Below are 15,149 nucleotides of genomic sequence, written 5' to 3'. Positions count from 1 at the left end.
ATGAGCATCCGCACCAGCCGCGTGCTTCATCGCTCGTTACGGGAGACGCCGCCCAAGGCCGTCGGCGGCGAGGGCGTTTATCTCTTTGCCGAGGACGGGCGCCGTATCATCGATGCGTCCGGCGGCGCGGCGGTCTCCTGTCTCGGCCATCAGCATCCGCGCGTGATCGCCGCAATGGTGAAGCAAGCCTCGACCCTCGCCTACGCTCACACCGCCTTCTTCTCGTCCGAGCCGGCCGAGGCGCTCGCGGAGACTCTGGTTGGCCAAGAGCCGGGCGGTCTTGCCTACGCCTATTTCGTCAGCGGAGGATCGGAAGCGATCGAAGCCGGCATCAAGCTGGCTCGGCAATATTTCATCGAGCGCGGCGAGCCGCAGCGGCAGCACTTCATCGCGCGGCGGCAGAGCTATCATGGCAACACGCTCGGTGCGCTCGCCGCCGGCGGCAATGCCTGGCGCCGCGCACCCTATGCACCGCTGCTCTCGTCCGCCTTCAGCCATGTGACTCCGGCCTTCGCCTATCACGAGAAGCATGATGGCGAATCCGATGCGCAGTTCGTGGCACGCCTCGCCGCGGAGCTCGAAGCCGAGTTTCAGCGACTTGGCGCGGACACCATCGCCGCATTTCTGGCCGAACCCGTGGTCGGCGCCACCGCCGGAGCTGTGACCGCGCCGGAGGGCTACTTCAAGGCGGTCCGCGAGATCTGCGACCGCCATGGCGCACTGCTCATCCTCGATGAGGTCATGTGCGGCATGGGCCGTACCGGCACCACGCATGCCTGGCAGCAGGAGGGCATCACGCCGGACATTCAGGCCATCGCAAAGGGGCTCGGCGGCGGTTACCAGCCGATCGGGGCGATGCTTGCGAGCGGCAAGATCATCGACACCATCCGCTCGGGCTCGGGCGCGTTCCAGCACGGTCATACTTATCTCGCGCATCCGCTCGCCTGTGCGGCGGCGCTCGCGGTGCAGAACGTGATCCGCGAGGATCGCCTGCTCGACCGTGTCAAAGAGCGAGGCAAGCAGCTCGAGCAGCGGCTCACCGAACGTTTCGGCAATCATCGTCATGTCGGCGACATCAGGGGCCGCGGCCTGTTCTGGGCGATCGAGCTCGTGGCCGATCGCGCCAGCCGGACCTCGTTCGATCCGGCGCTCAAGCTTCATCAGAAGATCAAGGCTGAGGCGTTCGCCAACGGGCTCGGCTGCTATCCCGGCGGCGGGACCGTGGACGGCGTCCGCGGCGATCATGTGCTGCTGGCGCCGCCTTATATTGCGTCAGCTGACGAGATTGATCAGATCGTCGACAAGCTCGGCACGGCCGTCGACAACGTAGTGCGTAGTGTCAATCACTGAGGGGAGAGTTGCATGATGAGGAAAGTGGCAATCGCCGCGGGCGTACTCGCGGCATCAGCAATAGCCGCGCAAGCGGCGACGCTCGACACGGTCAAGAGCCGCGGCACGCTGGTGTGCGGTGTCAGCGCCGGCTTTGCCGGCTTCTCGGCACCGGACTCGCAAGGCAATTACAAGGGTCTCGACGTCGACTATTGCCGTGCACTGGCAGCCGGCGTGTTGGGGGATCCCAACAAGGTGCGCTACGTGGCACTAACCGCGCAGAACCGCTTCACCGCGCTGCAGTCCGGCGAGATCGACGTGCTCTACCGCAACTCGACGCAGACCTATTTGCGCGGCGTCACCCTGGGTCTGCGCCAAGGTCCGATCAACTTCTACGACGGCCAGGGCTTTGTCGTGAAGAAGGATCTCGGCGTGAAGGATCTCAAGGACCTCAAAGGCGCCACCGTTTGCGTCGCGCAGGGCACGACACACGAAGTTACGCTCGGCGATTACGGCCGCGCCAACGGCATCGACTGGAAGCCGCTGGTGTTCGACCGCGTCGACACCATGTACCAGACCTTCTTCGGCGGCCGCTGCGATGCGATGACCCAGGACGCCTCCGCGCTCGCCGGCGCCGTCACCACCGCAGCGCCGAACCCGGCCGATTATGTCGTGCTGCCGCAGACCATCAGCAAGGAACCGCTTGGACCGTTCACCCGCAACGGTGACGAGGTCTGGAGCGACATCATCACCTGGCTGCATTATGGCCTGATCGAAGCCGAAGAGCTCGGTGTGACGCAAGCCAATGTCGACGAGATGGCGAAGTCGCAGACACCAGCGATCCAGCGGTTGCTGGGCGCCTCCGGCGATCTCGGCTCGCGGCTCGGTCTGGACAACAAATGGCTGGTCGCGGCGATCAAGGCCACCGGCAATTACGGCGAGATCTACGAGCGCAATGTCGGCAAGGCGAGCCCGCTCAAGCTCGAGCGTGGCCTCAACGGCCTCTGGAGCAAGGGCGGCTTGATGTACGCGCTGCCGTTCAAGTAGCGACTTCACCTCTCTCCGCTTGCGGGGAGAGGTCGACGCGCAACGCGCGTCGGGTGAGGGGAACTCTCCGCGGATTCAACTCTCACCGTCTCCGCGGAGACTCCCCCCTCACCCCGACCCTCTCCCCGCAAGCGGGGAGAGGGAGAACAGGCATCCCCATGCGCATCGCCCTGATCCACGCTCTCAAACACTCCATCGCTCCGATCGAGGCGGCGTTCGCGGCCGCATGGCCGGAGGCGCGCTTGATGAACCTGCTCGACGACAGCCTGTCGGCGGACCTGGCGCGCGATGGCAGGCTCAACGACGCCATGACCGAGCGCTTTCTCGCGCTCGGCGACTATGCGGCGGCGACCGGAGCTAATGCGATCCTGTTCACCTGTTCGGCTTTCGGTCCCTGCATCGAGGCGGTTGCGCGGGCCCATGCGCCGATGCCGGTGCTGAAGCCGAACGAAGCGATGATCGAACGGGCGGTGACGATGGGCAAGCGCATCGGCCTGCTCTCGACCTTTCCGCCGACGCTGGTCTCGATGCCGCCGGAGTTTCCGGCCTCCGTCCGGATCGTGCCGAAACTCGTCGAGGGCGCGCTAGCCGCACTGGATCGAGGCGACCGCGCCACACATGACCGGCTGATTGTCGAGGCGTCCAGGGACCTGCACGATTGCGACGTCATCGCGCTCGCTCAGTTCAGCATCGCATCGACGGCGCCGCTGGTCGCGAAGGCTACAGGTCGGCCCGTCGTGACGACGCCGGACAGCGCGGTCGAGAAGCTGATGCGCCTCCTGAAGGCAGCGGCTTAAGCGCCTGCCTGTTTCTGGCGCCGCGCGTCCTTGATCGCGACCGCAAGGGCGGCTTTCGTCTCGTTCACGAAATCCTCGACCAGTTCTTCGCGCGTGGCATGCGCCGCCTCGCCGGTGAACAGGCCCTGCTCGGCGAGCATCACCACGCCGTGCAGCGCCGCCCAGACCTTCAGCGCCTGCCGCTCGCGCAAGAAGCCGACCGCAGGCGCGTCCAACGCTTCGATCACGAGCGCAAATGTCTCGCGCGTAGCCTCGTGCAACTCGCTGCCCTTGGCGGCGCATGACACCGTCCGCGAGGCGAACATCAAACGATAGATGCCGTTGCGGCGCAGGCCAAAATCGAGCGTTGCCTGCGCCAGGCGCGAGAGCTTCGATTGCTTCGACGGCTTTGCCATCGCCGCGCGCAACATCGCGCTGAACTGCCGGAAGGCTTCTGCCGTGACCGCGGCAAGCAATGCGTCGCGATCGGCGAAATGCCGGTAGGGCGCCGGCTGCGAAACGCCGACCTGCTTTGCCAGCGCCTTGATGCTGATGGCTTCAGCCCCGCCCTGCTCCGCCTCGCGCAACGCAGCCTTGATCAAGGCGTCGCGGAGATCGCCATGGTGGTAGGTGTTTCCGGCCTTACGAGCAACTTGTGAGCGCATGTCGCGGCGAAGCCTATAAGTTTGCGCTTGACAGGGGAAGCCCGGCGCTAATGTAATAGCATATAACTTCGCGACCAAAGCCGCGGATAAAACTCATATGGGGAACGCGCCACCTTTCGGGGTCGCGCATACGACCAAGGGAGCCGCCATGACAGAGCGACTGAGGGTTCACGTCGATCCCGACAAATGCCAGGGCCACGCACGCTGCAAGGCGCTCGCGCCGGAGCTGTTCGAGCTCGACGAATACGGCAACGCTCACGAAGCGGGCGACGGCACCGTTCCACCCGGCCTCGAAGACAAGGCCTGGCTTGCCAAGGCCAATTGCCCGGAAATCGCAATCGATGTGATCGAGGAGTAGCGCGGCCCTGCGCGCGCTCCGCGCGCCTTCACCGAACACGAGCCAAGGGATTTTCTCGAGATGTCCGACGTCAGCCAGCCTGCCGCCCATCCGCCTGTGACCGACTGGGTCAACGACTTCGACCACACCGATCCGCAATGGACGAAAGATCCCTTCCCGATCTGGGACGAGATGCGCGCCGCAAGCCCCGTGGTGCATACCGAACGCTTTCTGGGCTGCTATATGCCCACGACTTATGAAGCGGTACGTGAGATCGCCAACGACACCAAGCATTTCTCCTCGCGTCGCATCATCGTGCGCGACGTCCGGCCGGAGATCACCAGCAGGAATGCCGCCCCACCCATCACATCCGATCCGCCTGAGCACAAGCCCGCCAAGCAATTGCTGCTCCCGCCGTTCACGCCGGATGCCATGAAGAAGCTGGAACCACGGATGCGCGCGATCTGCAACGAGCTGATCGACGGGTTCATCGCGGACGGCAAGGTCGACGCGGCGGCGCGTTACAGCAAATACATCCCGGTTCAGGCCATCGCGCATATGCTCGGCATCCCCGAGAGCGACAGCGATCTCTTCATCAAGTGGATCCACATGATCCTCGAGCTCGGCATCAAGGACGAGAGCAAGCTGCTCCAGGCCGTGCAGGAGATGAGCGCCTATTTCATTGCTCATATCGAGGCCCGCAAGAACAAGCCGACCGACGATCTGATCTCCTACCTGATGAACGCCAAGGACAAGGAAGGCAACCCGCTCGAGGATTCCCACGTGCTGGGCTCGCTGCGGTTGCTCCTGATCGCGGGCATCGACACCACCTGGAGCGCGATCGGTTCCTCGCTCTGGCATCTCGCCCGGACGCCGGTAGACCGCGAGCGGCTGATCGCCGAACCCGAGCTGATGCCGACGGCCGTGGAGGAGCTGCTTCGCGCCTATTCGCCGGTGACGATGGCGCGCGAGGTGGTCCAGGAGACCACGATTTCGGGCTGCCCGGTCAAGGCGGGCAACATGGTGCTGCTGTCCTTCCCGGCCGCCAACCGCGATCCCAAGGTATTTCCGGATGCCGACAAGGTCGTGATCGACCGCAGGGAGAACCGCCATGCCGCCTTTGGCCTCGGCATTCACCGCTGCGTCGGTTCCAACCTGGCGCGCATGGAGATGCAGATTGCCCTGGAGGAATGGCTGAAGCGGATTCCGGACTTCCGGCTGGATCCGGCAGGCACGGTGACCTGGTCCCAAGGCACGGTGCGAGGTCCCCGCCAGTTGCCATTTCTGCTCGGAAAGGCGATGTAGGCCTTCTCAAATCAAGGGAGAGGCCGGACGTGTCAGAGCAAGCAACCCACCCGGCCTCCGACCACATCGATCTCGCTGACGCCAGGCGGCGGATCAAGGCGATCTTCATCGGCTCGATCGGCAATCTCGTCGAGTGGTACGATTTTTACGCCTATACGGCGTTCGCGCTCTATTTCGCCCCGGCCTTCTTCCCCGGCAACGACCCCGTCGTCCAGCAATTGAACGCCGCCGTGGTGTTCGCCGCGACGTTCCTGATGCGCCCGCTGGGCGGCTGGTTCTTCGGCTATCTCGCCGACCATTTCGGCCGCCGCATCTCGCTGACCCTGTCGGTCGTGTTCATGTGCTTCGGCTCGCTGATCATCGCACTGACGCCGACCTATGCCACGATCGGCTTTGCCGCGCCGGTGATCCTGGCCCTGGCCCGGGTGATCGAGGGCCTGAGCCTCGGCGGCGAATATGGCGCCAGCGCCACCTATCTCAGCGAGGTCGCCGATCCCAAGCATCGCGGCTTCTATTCGAGCTTTCAATACGTCACGCTGATCGGCGGCCAGCTCACCGCGATCATCGTGCTTTTGCTGCTGCAAAAGGTTTTCCTCACGCCCGAGGAACTCAAGGCCTGGGGCTGGCGCATCCCGTTCGCGATCGGCGCGGCCCTTGCGATCTTTGCCGCCGTGATGCGGCAGGGCCTCCACGAGACCGAGGCGTTCGAGGAAGCCAAGAAGGTGGTGAAGCCGACCGGCTCGATCACCAATCTGCTGCGTTATCCGCGCGAGCTGCTGCTGGTGGTCGGCCTCACCGCCGGCGGCACCGCAGCGTTCTATACCTTCACCACCTACATGCAGACCTTCGTCAAGCTTTCGGTCGGCCTGACCGAAGATCAGACCACCTTCGTGATCTTCGGCACGCTGATCTTCGCGACCATCCTCCAGCCGATCTACGGCGCGATCTCCGACAAGATCGGCCGCAAGCCGCTGTTGATCTTCTTCGGCGTCGCCGGCACACTCGCGACCGTACCGCTGCTGATGACGCTGAAGGAGACCAAGTCGCCCTTCATGGCCTTCATCCTGATCTGCTGCGCCTGGCTCTTCGTCGCCGGCTACACCTCGATCAATGCGGTGGTGAAGGCCGAACTGTTCCCGACCAATGTCCGCGCGCTCGGCGTCGGCCTGCCCTACGCCATCACCGTTTCGATCTTCGGCGGAACGGCACCGGCCATCGCGCTTTATTTCAAGACCATCAAGCACGAGGAATGGTTCTATTACTATCTTGCCGGAATCATCTGCCTGTCGCTGATCATCTATTCTTCGATGCGCGACACCAAGCACGCCTCGGCGATGCATCGCCACGAGTAGCCCATTCACGAGCAGAACATGGCCGACGAAACGCCATCCAACAGCAAGCTGACGCGCACCAAGGAGAAATGGGCGCGCGAAGGCCGCTTCCTCACCGGCAAGCTCACGCGTCCGGAGGATCAGCGCCTGCCGCCCGGCCAGCATCTCACCAAGGACTGGCCGGTGCTCGATCTCGGCGTCGTGCCACCCGTCTCGCGCGGGCGTTGGCGGCTCGACGTCTATGGCGCGGTCGAGAAGCCGGTGTTCTGGACCTTTGCCGAATTCGCCGCGCAGAAGCAGGACCGGTTCACCTCCGACATCCATTGCGTCACGACGTGGTCGCGCTACGACAATGAATGGGAGGGACTTGCGACGCGCGAGCTGCTCGCGGCCTGCCAGCCGCACGAGGATGCGCGCTTCGTCGTACTGCATTCCTACGACGGCTACACCACCAACCTCGCGCTGGAAGACTTTGCTGCCGAAGACGCGCTGCTCGCCCATAGCTGGTCGGGCCAACCGCTGTCGGATGAGCACGGCGGCCCTGTCAGGCTCGTCGTGCCGCATCTGTATTTCTGGAAGAGCGCCAAATGGCTCCAGGCCATCGAGTTCCTGACCGAAGACGCGCCAGGCTTCTGGGAAGTCCGCGGCTATCATAACCGCGGCGATCCCTGGGCCGAGCAGCGCTATTCAGGCGATTGAATCAAACAAGCACGGGGAAGCTCATGCCCACCGAACGCTTTCAATTCACCGGCGAGGGCGGCCATCAGCTCGCGGCCGCGCTGGAGCTGCCGGATGGCGAGCCCGCGGCTTACGCGCTGTTCGCGCACTGCTTCACCTGCGGCAAGGATGCCCTCGCCGCAAAGCGCATCTCGGTTGCGCTTGCCGCCAAGGGCATCGCGGTGCTGCGCTTCGACTTCACGGGCCTCGGCTCCAGCGAAGGCGATTTCGCCAATTCGACGTTCTCCTCCAACGTCGCCGATCTCGTGCGGGCGGCCGATCATCTGCGCAGCGTCCGCAAAGCCCCGTCGATCCTGATCGGCCACAGCCTGGGCGGCGCCGCGATCCTGGCGGCGGCCGGACATATTCCGGAAGCCAAGGCGGTTGCGACCATCGCGGCGCCTTCTGATCCCGCGCACGTCACTGGCCTCTTCAAAGAACATCTCGACGACATCCGCGCCCAGGGGGAAGTCGAGGTCTCGCTCGCAGGACGGCCGTTCCGGATCAGGCGCGAATTTCTCGACGACATCGCCGAACACGAGCTGATGAAGGACATCACGGGACTGCATAAGGCGCTGCTGGTGATGCACTCGCCTGTCGACGACACCGTCGGCATCGACAATGCCACAGGGATCTTCGTTGCGGCGAAACATCCGAAGAGCTTCGTCTCGCTCGACCATGCCGATCATCTGCTGACCAAGCCCGCCGACGCACTCTATGCGGCCGATGTGATCGCCGCCTGGGCGAGCCGTTACATCGACACGGCAAGCCCTTCGAATGCGATGGACCTTCCCGAACAGCCGCGCAAGGTTGTGGTGCGGGAGTCCGGCAAGAGCAAGTTCAACCAGATCATCACCGTCGGTCCGCATCATCTGGTGGCGGACGAACCGAAAGCTGCCGGCGGCGAGGATGCCGGTCCCGGTCCCTATGACTTCCTGCTGGCCGGTCTCGGCGCCTGCACCTCCATGACGATGCGCCTCTATGCGGACCGCAAGTCGCTGCCGCTCGACCGCGTCACGGTCACGCTGAAGCATTCCAAGATCTACGCCAAGGACTGCGCGGAGTGCGAGACGCGCGACGGCATGCTCGACCAGATCGAGCGCGACATCGCGATGGACGGCGCGCTGGATGCCGAGCAGCGAAAGAAGCTGATGGAGATCGCCGACAAGTGCCCGGTGCACCGGACGCTGACGTCGGAGATCCGCATCGTCACCAAGGCCGTGGACTAGCGCGCTAGAAGCACGAGGCCATCGTCCGCAGCGCTGCGCTGATCTCGTTCTCGCGCCAGGCCGCAAAGCCGAGCAGCAGGCCATGATCGCGCGGCTTGCCGAGCGCCAGGCTGGACAGGGCGCGCGTCTCGACACCTGCGTCGACCAACCGCTTCACTGCGGCCTGATCTGCGCGGCCGCGCTTGAGGCGAGCGACGAGCTGGATGCCGCCCGATGGCACCTCGACCGTGAGGACATCACCGAGATGCCGTGCCAGTCCCTCGGCCAGATGATCGCGCCTCGCGTGATAGAGCCGGCGCACCCGACGCAGATGCGCGAGGAAATGGCCGTCGGCGATGAACTCGGCGAGCGCCTCCTGGATATGGCTGGACGCGACCAGCCCGATATGCCGCTGCGCGATCTCGAATGTGCCGACAAGCGCCGAGGGAACAACGAGATAGCCGAGCCGGATATCCGACGTCATCGCCTTCGAGAAGGTGCCGACATAGAACACGCGGCCATGGGCATCCAGCCCTTGCAACGCCGGCACCGGACGGCTGTCGTAATGGAATTCACCGTCATAATCGTCTTCCACGATCCAGGTCTTGCCCGGCTTGCTCGACCGGAGAAACTCGGTGCGGCGCGCCAGGGACATCAGCCGCCCGGTCGGGTGCTGGTGCGATGGCGTCATGAAGATGAGCTTGGGCGCAGCCAATCCCGGCGTCCTCAGCATGCCCTGCTCGTCGAGCCTCATGCCCGTCACATGCGCGCCGGAGGCGCGGAAGGCGGCTGCGGCGCCGGGATAGCCGGGATCCTCGACCCAGACCTCGTCGCCCGGCGCGATGAGGACAGATGCGATCAGGGTCAGCGCGGCCTGCGCGCTCGGCAGGATCATGATCTGGTCCGCGGTGGCGCGAACGCCCCTGCTGGTCGCCAGATAATGCGCCAGCGCCTCGCACAGGCGGATGCGGTTGATCGGACCAAGCTCGCGTTTGGCGGCGCGCAACGCACTGCGGCGCAGGCAGCGCGCCCAGATCTCGTCCGGAAACTCCCTGAAATCTCCATGCCCCGGACGGAGCGGCCTGAGCGACGCCTGATAGGACATCGGCCAGTCGGTCTGCTTGAGCTTCGCGGCCCAGGGCGAGAGCTGCGGCTTGGCCGCGCGACCGCGTGAAGCCGTGGCGCCCGCTCCCTTGATGCGCTCGCCGCCGTCGACCGTCACCACCGGACGCCGGCCGTGCGATGCCGCGAGATATCCCTCGGCGGCGAGCTGCTCGAACGCGTAGGTGACGGTGTTGCGCGAGACGCCAAGGTCGCTCGCGAGCCGTCGGCTCGACGGCAGCGCGCGGCCTTTGGCAAGGCGCCCGGCTGCGATCAGGCTGCGCAGCTGGCTCGTCAGTTGCGCGACCAGCCCGTCGTCGCCGGCTCGCTTCAAATCGATCAGCGCGGAGATCATGTCGTCCGAAACTGGCACCTTGTTCCTTTCACATCTGGATCTTTTTCAGGAGCCAGCGCGGATGCTATCCGCCGGACCGGACTGCTTCAAGGACCCTGCGATGAACTCCTCCCTCTCTCCCCGCACTGCCGTCGGCCTGTTTCTCATCGTCGTCGTGGCCTGGGGCGTGAACTGGTCGGTGACGAAGCAGCTCGTCCAGTTTCTTCCGCCGCTGTGGACCTCGGCGATCCGGAGCTGGATCGCGCTGGCCGGCTTGTTCGTGATCCTTGCCCTGAGCAACAATCTTGTGATCCCGGAGCGGCGCGACGTTCCCGTGATCTTGAGCGTGGCGCTGCTGCACATGACGGTTTTCTCGGTGCTGGTGGCGGCCGGTGTGCGCTTCCTGCCCGCCAGCAAGGCCATCGTGCTTGGCTACACCACGCCGCTCTGGGTCGCGATCGCGGCGCCCATGCTCGGGAAAGATACGCTGACGGCGCCAAAGCTCGCCGGCGCCCTGCTCGGGCTGGTCGGCCTTGCCGTGATCCTGAACCCGACGTCCATCGACTGGACCAATGCCAACGTCCTGCTCGGCGCCGGCATGGTCATCCTGGCCGCGATCTCCTGGGCCGCGAACATCATCTATATCCGTGCGCACCGCTGGATCGCATCTCCACTGCAGCTCCTGATCTGGCAGGTGCTGGTCGCGACCATCGTCCTGACGGGATCGGCGCTGGCCGCGGATGGGCTGCCGCGCGCGGAATGGTCGTGGCGGCTCGTGCTGCTGTTTCTGTACTCCGGCCTGATCGGGACGGCACTGGCCTATTGGGCGATGTCGATGGTCAACAAGAGCATCTCGGCGCTGACGACCTCGCTCGGCACCACGGCGACGCCGCTCGTCGGCATTGCCACCGCCGCGATCCTGCTGGGTGAGCCGATCGACATCAGCCTTGGCATCGCGGCCGCGTTGATCGTCACCGGCATTGGTCTTGCGACGCTGGGTGACCGGTTGCTGCGCCGTCAGGCGACCGCGAGCGGCTGAACCCGCAACGCGCCACGCAGGCCTGCCGTCGTGCCGAGCAGAATGCCGGCGACCGCGATGAACGAGCCCGCCGCAAGCGTCGACATGCCGGTGAGCCCCTGCCCGATCGAGCAGCCGAATGCCATCACGCCGCCGATCCCCATCAGAGCGGCGCCACCGGCCGAGCGCAACATGTGGCGCGGCGAGGAATAGCCTTCGAGGTGGAAACGGCCCGTCAGGATCGCAGTCGCCAGACTGCCGGCGAAGACCCCGCCAACGGTCGCGATGCCGAAATTCAGCGTCAGGCCGGTCGAGAGCATGGCGTATTGCAGGCTGTCGGCGATCGGCGCGATGAAGGTGAGCGAGGTCACCGGCACCGGATTGAAGTCGTCGGCGCCAAGATAGCCGGTCACGTACCAGCCTCCGGCGACGAGGAGACCCACAATGACGCCCGCCGCGATCTGGCCCGGCGAGCGGCGGAACCCCGCATGCGCGAAAGCGAACAGGATCAACGCGAGCACGATCACGGCCGCAGCCAGCATGCGCGAGAGCGCTTCCGTCAGACCCAGCGTCGCCAGCAAGGACGGCAGCGTGTTCATGCTGACGGTCGCCTGCGTTGCCTGCACCAGCGCGATGCGCGCCGGCGCGATCAGGCCCTTGAGTGTCATCTGCGCGGCAATCGCAAGGACGATGACAACGATGAACGAGCGGAGATTACCGCGGCCGAGCAGCACCAGCGCGCGCGAGCCACAACCGTTCGACAGCACCATCCCGTAACCGAACAGGAGTCCGCCGAGGAACAGCACCGGCATCGAGAAGGTTGGTTGCAGGTAGATCGACTTGCCGAGATCCACCATACCCTCGCCGGCGAGGAACTGGCTGGCCGCGATTGCAACTGCGAGCGCCAGCGCATAGCTCCGCACCAGCCGCCCGTCGCCCTGCCCCAGCCAGCCGCGCATGCTGCTCATCAGGCAGAAGCCGCTGAGCAGGCCGACGGAGCCGTAGACCAGGCCAATGACGAGGCCGGCAAGGATGACGAGTTGGGTCGAGTCCATGACTATGGCTTCAGGATCACGCGATCCCGCGACGAGCCGGCGACCGCAACATACGCCTCCTTCGCCCGCTCAAGCGGATAGATCGCGCTCGCCTTGATGGGGAACGGCCTCAAGTGCCCGCTCGCAAAGCCTGGGCCGAGATCGCGCAGCACCGCACCGGTCGCTGCCGAGGACAGGCCGAGCGTGTCGATGCCGACATAGGTATGCTGTCCCCGATAGAATTCGAGGATGTTGAATTGCACGATGCGGTCGATCGCGGCGATCAGGATCTGGCGGCCGCGCAACGCGAGCGACTTGTGCGCCACCTGGAAATAGGGATCGCCGACCGTGTTGAAGACGATGTCGGCGCCCTTGCCGCCTGTGAGTTCGCGCACGCGCGCGGCAACATCGGCGGCCGAGGCGTCGATCACCTCGATCGGCGCATTGGCGTGGCCCGCATAGGCTTCGGCCTTGCGCACCACGCCGATGACGCGCGCGCCCTGCCAGGTCGCGATCTGCACCGCAGCCTGGCCGACCTTGCCGTTGACGCCGAACACCAGAACGGTTTCGCCGCGCTTTGGAACGCCAGCGCGACGAAAGCCTTCCATGGCCGTCACGAACGGCACGCCGATTCCGGCGGCCTCTTCCCATGACAATCCCTTCGGCTTCTCCACCACCGCATCCGCTTCGACAACGAGATGGCTGGCGTGGGTGCCGTCGCGGCGAATGCCAAGATCCCCGGAGGAACCGAACACGTCGTGACCGATCGTGCCGGCGGGCCCGTCGATCACGACGCCGGCGTAGTCGCGGCCGGGCGTGCGGGGGAAGACGGCATAGGGCATCAGGCCGGTCGCGGCCTTGATGTCGGACGGATTGACGGACGCGGCCTTGACCTCGATCAGCAGATCATTGGGACCGCGCATCAGCGTGTGATGCTCCACGACCGGCGCGACCGCGGCGGCGTTCTCGGCCTTGGCAGTGAGGCGAACGCAGCGCGCCTCGACGGTTTTGGGATCGGCTGATGACATGGACAAGGCCCGCGATTTCTCGCGGGCCTTGTCGCCTCTGGGGCCGGTCGAGTCAATCCGTCAAGTCAGTCCTTGGGCCGCTTGTCATAGAGGCGCTTGGCCTTGCCGAGCGAGCGCTCCAGCGTGGCGGGCGGAACTATCTGGACCTTCGAGCTGATCCCGATCGTGTTCTTGATGTGGGTCGAGATCCGGTCGGCGTGGTCGATCAGACCCCTTCCGTCCCAGCTTTCGGTGCGCGCCTCGGCGATGATGGTCAGCTCGTCCATGCGGCCTTCGCGAGTGAGCTCCAGGATGAAGTGGCCGCCGCACCAGTCGGTCGCGAGCAGGATCTCCTCGATCTGGGTCGGGAACAGGTTGACGCCCCGCAGGATGATCATGTCGTCGGAGCGGCCCGTCACTTTCTCCATCCGCCGCATGCCCGGCCGCGCCGTTCCCGGCATCAGCCGCGTCAGGTCGCGGGTCCGATAGCGGATCACCGGGAAGGCTTCCTTGGTGAGGGAGGTGAACACCAGCTCGCCCTTCTCGCCATCGGGCAGCACCGCACCGGTCTCGGGGTCGATCACTTCGGGATAGAAATGGTCCTCCCAGATATGCAGGCCATCCTTGGTCTCGATGCATTCCTGCGCGACGCCGGGGCCGATCACCTCGGAGAGACCGTAGATGTCGGTCGCATCCATGTCGAAAGCGTCCTCGATCTCGGCGCGCATGGCGTTGGTCCAGGGCTCGGCGCCGAAGATACCGATCTTGAGCGAGCATTGCCGCGGGTCGAGCTTCTGGCGCTTGAATTCGTCGAGGATCGCCAGCATGTAGCTCGGCGTCACCGTGATGATGTCAGGCCGGAAATCGTTGATCAGCTGCACCTGCCGCTCGGTCATGCCGCCCGAGATCGGTACCACGGTGCAGCCGAGCTTTTCGGCGCCGTAGTGCACGCCAAGGCCTCCGGTGAAGAGGCCGTAACCATAGGCATTGTGGATGATCATGCCGCTGCGGCCGCCGGCGGCGCGGATCGAGCGCGCCATCACGTCCGACCAGGTGTCGATGTCGGCTTGCGTATAACCCACGACGATCGGCTTGCCCGTCGTGCCGGACGAGGCATGCACGCGCACCAGCTTTTCGCGCGGCACGGCGAACATGTTGAAGGGATAATTGTCGCGCAGGTCCGTTTTCACGGTGAACGGAAATTTGGCGAGATCGGCGAGCTCCCGAAAATCGGACGGATGCACGCCGGCCTGATCGAACGCCTTGCGATAATGCGCGACGTTGTCGTAGGCGTGCTTCAGCGACCAGGCCAGGCGTTGCTTCTGCAACGCCATGATCTCGTCACGCGAGGCGCGTTCATGCGCATCCATTTCGGCGCTGTAGGCGCCGGCGTCATCCTTGAGCCTCGTCACGGCCATCCTCGTTTCCCCACATTGATCCGTTCTTTTCTTGATTGATCGCTAGTTTTCTTGCGCCGGCAGCCACGTGCCGGGAATGACACGTGAATGCCCGCGGAATTCCGCGATGACGACATCGCCGGCGGTGACGCGCACGTCGTAGATGCCGGAGCGTCCGCCGCGGGTGACCTCGCGCGCATTCGCGACGAGGCGGTCGCCGAGCCTGCCCGGCTTGATGAAAGTGATCTGTCCCTGCGCCGCCACCACGCGCTCATTGCGCGAGTTGCAGGCGAATGCAAAGGCGGAATCGGCAAGCGTAAAGATGAAGCCGCCATGGGCGATGCGCTGGCCGTTGACCATGTCCGGCCGCACCACCATCGCCAGCGTCGCAAAGCCCGGGCCGATCTCGACGATCTCCATGCCGAGGCCTTTGGAGGCATCGTCCTCCGCCCACATCGCGTCGGCGCAGGCGCGGGCGATATCCTCGGGCGACAAGGCGGCTTTGACGTTCACGCGCTTCTCCGGGCCAGGTGTTTGCACATG

Annotated in this window: 15 protein-coding genes; 9 read left to right on the top strand and 6 right to left on the bottom strand. The window is 65.0% G+C overall.

The genetic code is table 11. The annotated features are described in order from the left end of the window. The 3 genes from IF809_RS01610 to IF809_RS01600 all read left to right on the top strand — a co-directional run bounded on the left by IF809_RS01610 (position 1) and on the right by IF809_RS01600 (position 3,173). Complete coding sequence (locus IF809_RS01610; RefSeq protein ID WP_462836655.1) at positions 1-1,350, top strand: aspartate aminotransferase family protein; 1,350 nt, start codon at positions 1-3, stop codon at positions 1,348-1,350. Between the two features lie 12 nt (positions 1,351-1,362). After that, complete coding sequence (locus tag IF809_RS01605) at positions 1,363-2,376, top strand: amino acid ABC transporter substrate-binding protein (RefSeq protein WP_453992097.1); 1,014 nt, start codon at positions 1,363-1,365, stop codon at positions 2,374-2,376. A 158-nt stretch (positions 2,377-2,534) separates the two neighbouring features. Beyond that, complete coding sequence (locus tag IF809_RS01600; RefSeq protein WP_462836654.1) at positions 2,535-3,173, top strand: aspartate/glutamate racemase family protein; 639 nt, start codon at positions 2,535-2,537, stop codon at positions 3,171-3,173. Here IF809_RS01600 and IF809_RS01595 read toward each other — a convergent pair. Beyond that, positions 3,170-3,817, bottom strand: coding sequence for a TetR/AcrR family transcriptional regulator (locus tag IF809_RS01595; protein ID WP_462836653.1), 648 nt, complete (start codon positions 3,815-3,817; stop codon positions 3,170-3,172). The genes IF809_RS01600 and IF809_RS01595 overlap by 4 nt on opposite strands. Positions 3,818-3,965: 148 nt before the next feature. Between IF809_RS01595 and IF809_RS01590 the strand changes: the two genes are divergently transcribed. From IF809_RS01590 to IF809_RS01570, 5 genes are read left to right on the top strand one after another with little or no spacing between them, the layout of a single operon-like run. After that, complete coding sequence (locus IF809_RS01590) at positions 3,966-4,175, top strand: ferredoxin (RefSeq protein ID WP_453979803.1); 210 nt, start codon at positions 3,966-3,968, stop codon at positions 4,173-4,175. Between the two features lie 60 nt (positions 4,176-4,235). Further along, the gene (locus IF809_RS01585; protein WP_453992101.1) at positions 4,236-5,459 is read left to right on the top strand and encodes a cytochrome P450; all 1,224 of its coding nucleotides are present in this window, start codon (positions 4,236-4,238) and stop codon (positions 5,457-5,459) included. 29 nt (positions 5,460-5,488) lie between these two features. Beyond that, complete coding sequence (locus IF809_RS01580) at positions 5,489-6,811, top strand: MFS transporter (protein ID WP_128967469.1); 1,323 nt, start codon at positions 5,489-5,491, stop codon at positions 6,809-6,811. Between the two features lie 18 nt (positions 6,812-6,829). Continuing rightward, positions 6,830-7,489 carry a sulfite oxidase-like oxidoreductase gene (locus tag IF809_RS01575; protein WP_462836652.1) on the top strand — a complete coding sequence of 220 codons (660 nt, stop codon included), beginning with the start codon at positions 6,830-6,832 and terminating at the stop codon, positions 7,487-7,489. Positions 7,490-7,512: 23 nt separating this feature from the next. After that, positions 7,513-8,736, top strand: a complete 1,224-nt coding sequence (locus IF809_RS01570) for a bifunctional alpha/beta hydrolase/OsmC family protein (RefSeq protein WP_462836651.1) — start codon at positions 7,513-7,515, stop codon at positions 8,734-8,736. 4 nt (positions 8,737-8,740) lie between these two features. Here IF809_RS01570 and pdxR read toward each other — a convergent pair whose 3' ends face one another. Next, positions 8,741-10,171 carry a MocR-like pyridoxine biosynthesis transcription factor PdxR gene (gene pdxR / locus IF809_RS01565; protein ID WP_462836726.1) on the bottom strand — a complete coding sequence of 477 codons (1,431 nt, stop codon included), beginning with the start codon at positions 10,169-10,171 and terminating at the stop codon, positions 8,741-8,743. Positions 10,172-10,271: 100 nt separating this feature from the next. On the opposite strand from pdxR, the gene IF809_RS01560 reads away from it, so the two are divergent. Further along, the gene (locus IF809_RS01560) at positions 10,272-11,189 is read left to right on the top strand and encodes a DMT family transporter (RefSeq protein ID WP_462836650.1); all 918 of its coding nucleotides are present in this window, start codon (positions 10,272-10,274) and stop codon (positions 11,187-11,189) included. Here IF809_RS01560 and IF809_RS01555 read toward each other — a convergent pair. From IF809_RS01555 to paaI, 4 genes are all read right to left on the bottom strand, one after another. Next, on the bottom strand, positions 11,168-12,223 hold the full coding sequence (locus IF809_RS01555; protein ID WP_462836649.1) for a YeeE/YedE family protein: 1,056 nt from the start codon (positions 12,221-12,223) through the stop codon (positions 11,168-11,170). The genes IF809_RS01560 and IF809_RS01555 overlap by 22 nt on opposite strands. Before the next feature lie 2 nt (positions 12,224-12,225). Then, positions 12,226-13,230 carry a quinone oxidoreductase family protein gene (locus IF809_RS01550; protein WP_462836725.1) on the bottom strand — a complete coding sequence of 335 codons (1,005 nt, stop codon included), beginning with the start codon at positions 13,228-13,230 and terminating at the stop codon, positions 12,226-12,228. 65 nt (positions 13,231-13,295) lie between these two features. Next, positions 13,296-14,627 (bottom strand): phenylacetate--CoA ligase PaaK, encoded by a 1,332-nt coding sequence (gene paaK, locus IF809_RS01545; protein ID WP_462836648.1) that lies wholly within the window; start codon positions 14,625-14,627, stop codon positions 13,296-13,298. A 42-nt stretch (positions 14,628-14,669) separates the two neighbouring features. Then, a complete protein-coding gene (paaI, locus tag IF809_RS01540; RefSeq protein WP_462836647.1) occupies positions 14,670-15,119 on the bottom strand; it encodes a hydroxyphenylacetyl-CoA thioesterase PaaI in 450 nt (149 codons plus the stop codon). Positions 15,120-15,149 lie beyond the last annotated feature (30 nt).

It is taken from the genome of Bradyrhizobium sp. UFLA06-24 (assembly GCF_054967145.1).
Note: the sequence above shows the minus strand (reverse complement) of the source record. Positions and strands in the feature narration are given on the sequence as shown.

Excerpts from the sequence above, each read along its gene's own strand:
- IF809_RS01595 (WP_462836653.1), bottom strand. The coding sequence starts at position 3,817 with ATGCGCTCACAAGTTGCTCGTAAGGCCGGAAACACCTACCACCATGGC.
- IF809_RS01590 (WP_453979803.1), top strand. The coding sequence starts at position 3,966 with ATGACAGAGCGACTGAGGGTTCACGTCGATCCCGACAAATGCCAGGGC.
- pdxR (WP_462836726.1), bottom strand. The coding sequence starts at position 10,171 with ATGATCTCCGCGCTGATCGATTTGAAGCGAGCCGGCGACGACGGGCTG.
- IF809_RS01585 (WP_453992101.1), top strand. The coding sequence starts at position 4,236 with ATGTCCGACGTCAGCCAGCCTGCCGCCCATCCGCCTGTGACCGACTGG.
- IF809_RS01570 (WP_462836651.1), top strand. The coding sequence starts at position 7,513 with ATGCCCACCGAACGCTTTCAATTCACCGGCGAGGGCGGCCATCAGCTC.
- IF809_RS01560 (WP_462836650.1), top strand. The coding sequence starts at position 10,272 with ATGAACTCCTCCCTCTCTCCCCGCACTGCCGTCGGCCTGTTTCTCATC.
- IF809_RS01610 (WP_462836655.1), top strand. The coding sequence starts at position 1 with ATGAGCATCCGCACCAGCCGCGTGCTTCATCGCTCGTTACGGGAGACG.
- paaK (WP_462836648.1), bottom strand. The coding sequence starts at position 14,627 with ATGGCCGTGACGAGGCTCAAGGATGACGCCGGCGCCTACAGCGCCGAA.
- IF809_RS01550 (WP_462836725.1), bottom strand. The coding sequence starts at position 13,230 with ATGTCATCAGCCGATCCCAAAACCGTCGAGGCGCGCTGCGTTCGCCTC.
- IF809_RS01600 (WP_462836654.1), top strand. The coding sequence starts at position 2,535 with ATGCGCATCGCCCTGATCCACGCTCTCAAACACTCCATCGCTCCGATC.
- IF809_RS01555 (WP_462836649.1), bottom strand. The coding sequence starts at position 12,223 with ATGGACTCGACCCAACTCGTCATCCTTGCCGGCCTCGTCATTGGCCTG.
- IF809_RS01575 (WP_462836652.1), top strand. The coding sequence starts at position 6,830 with ATGGCCGACGAAACGCCATCCAACAGCAAGCTGACGCGCACCAAGGAG.
- IF809_RS01605 (WP_453992097.1), top strand. The coding sequence starts at position 1,363 with ATGATGAGGAAAGTGGCAATCGCCGCGGGCGTACTCGCGGCATCAGCA.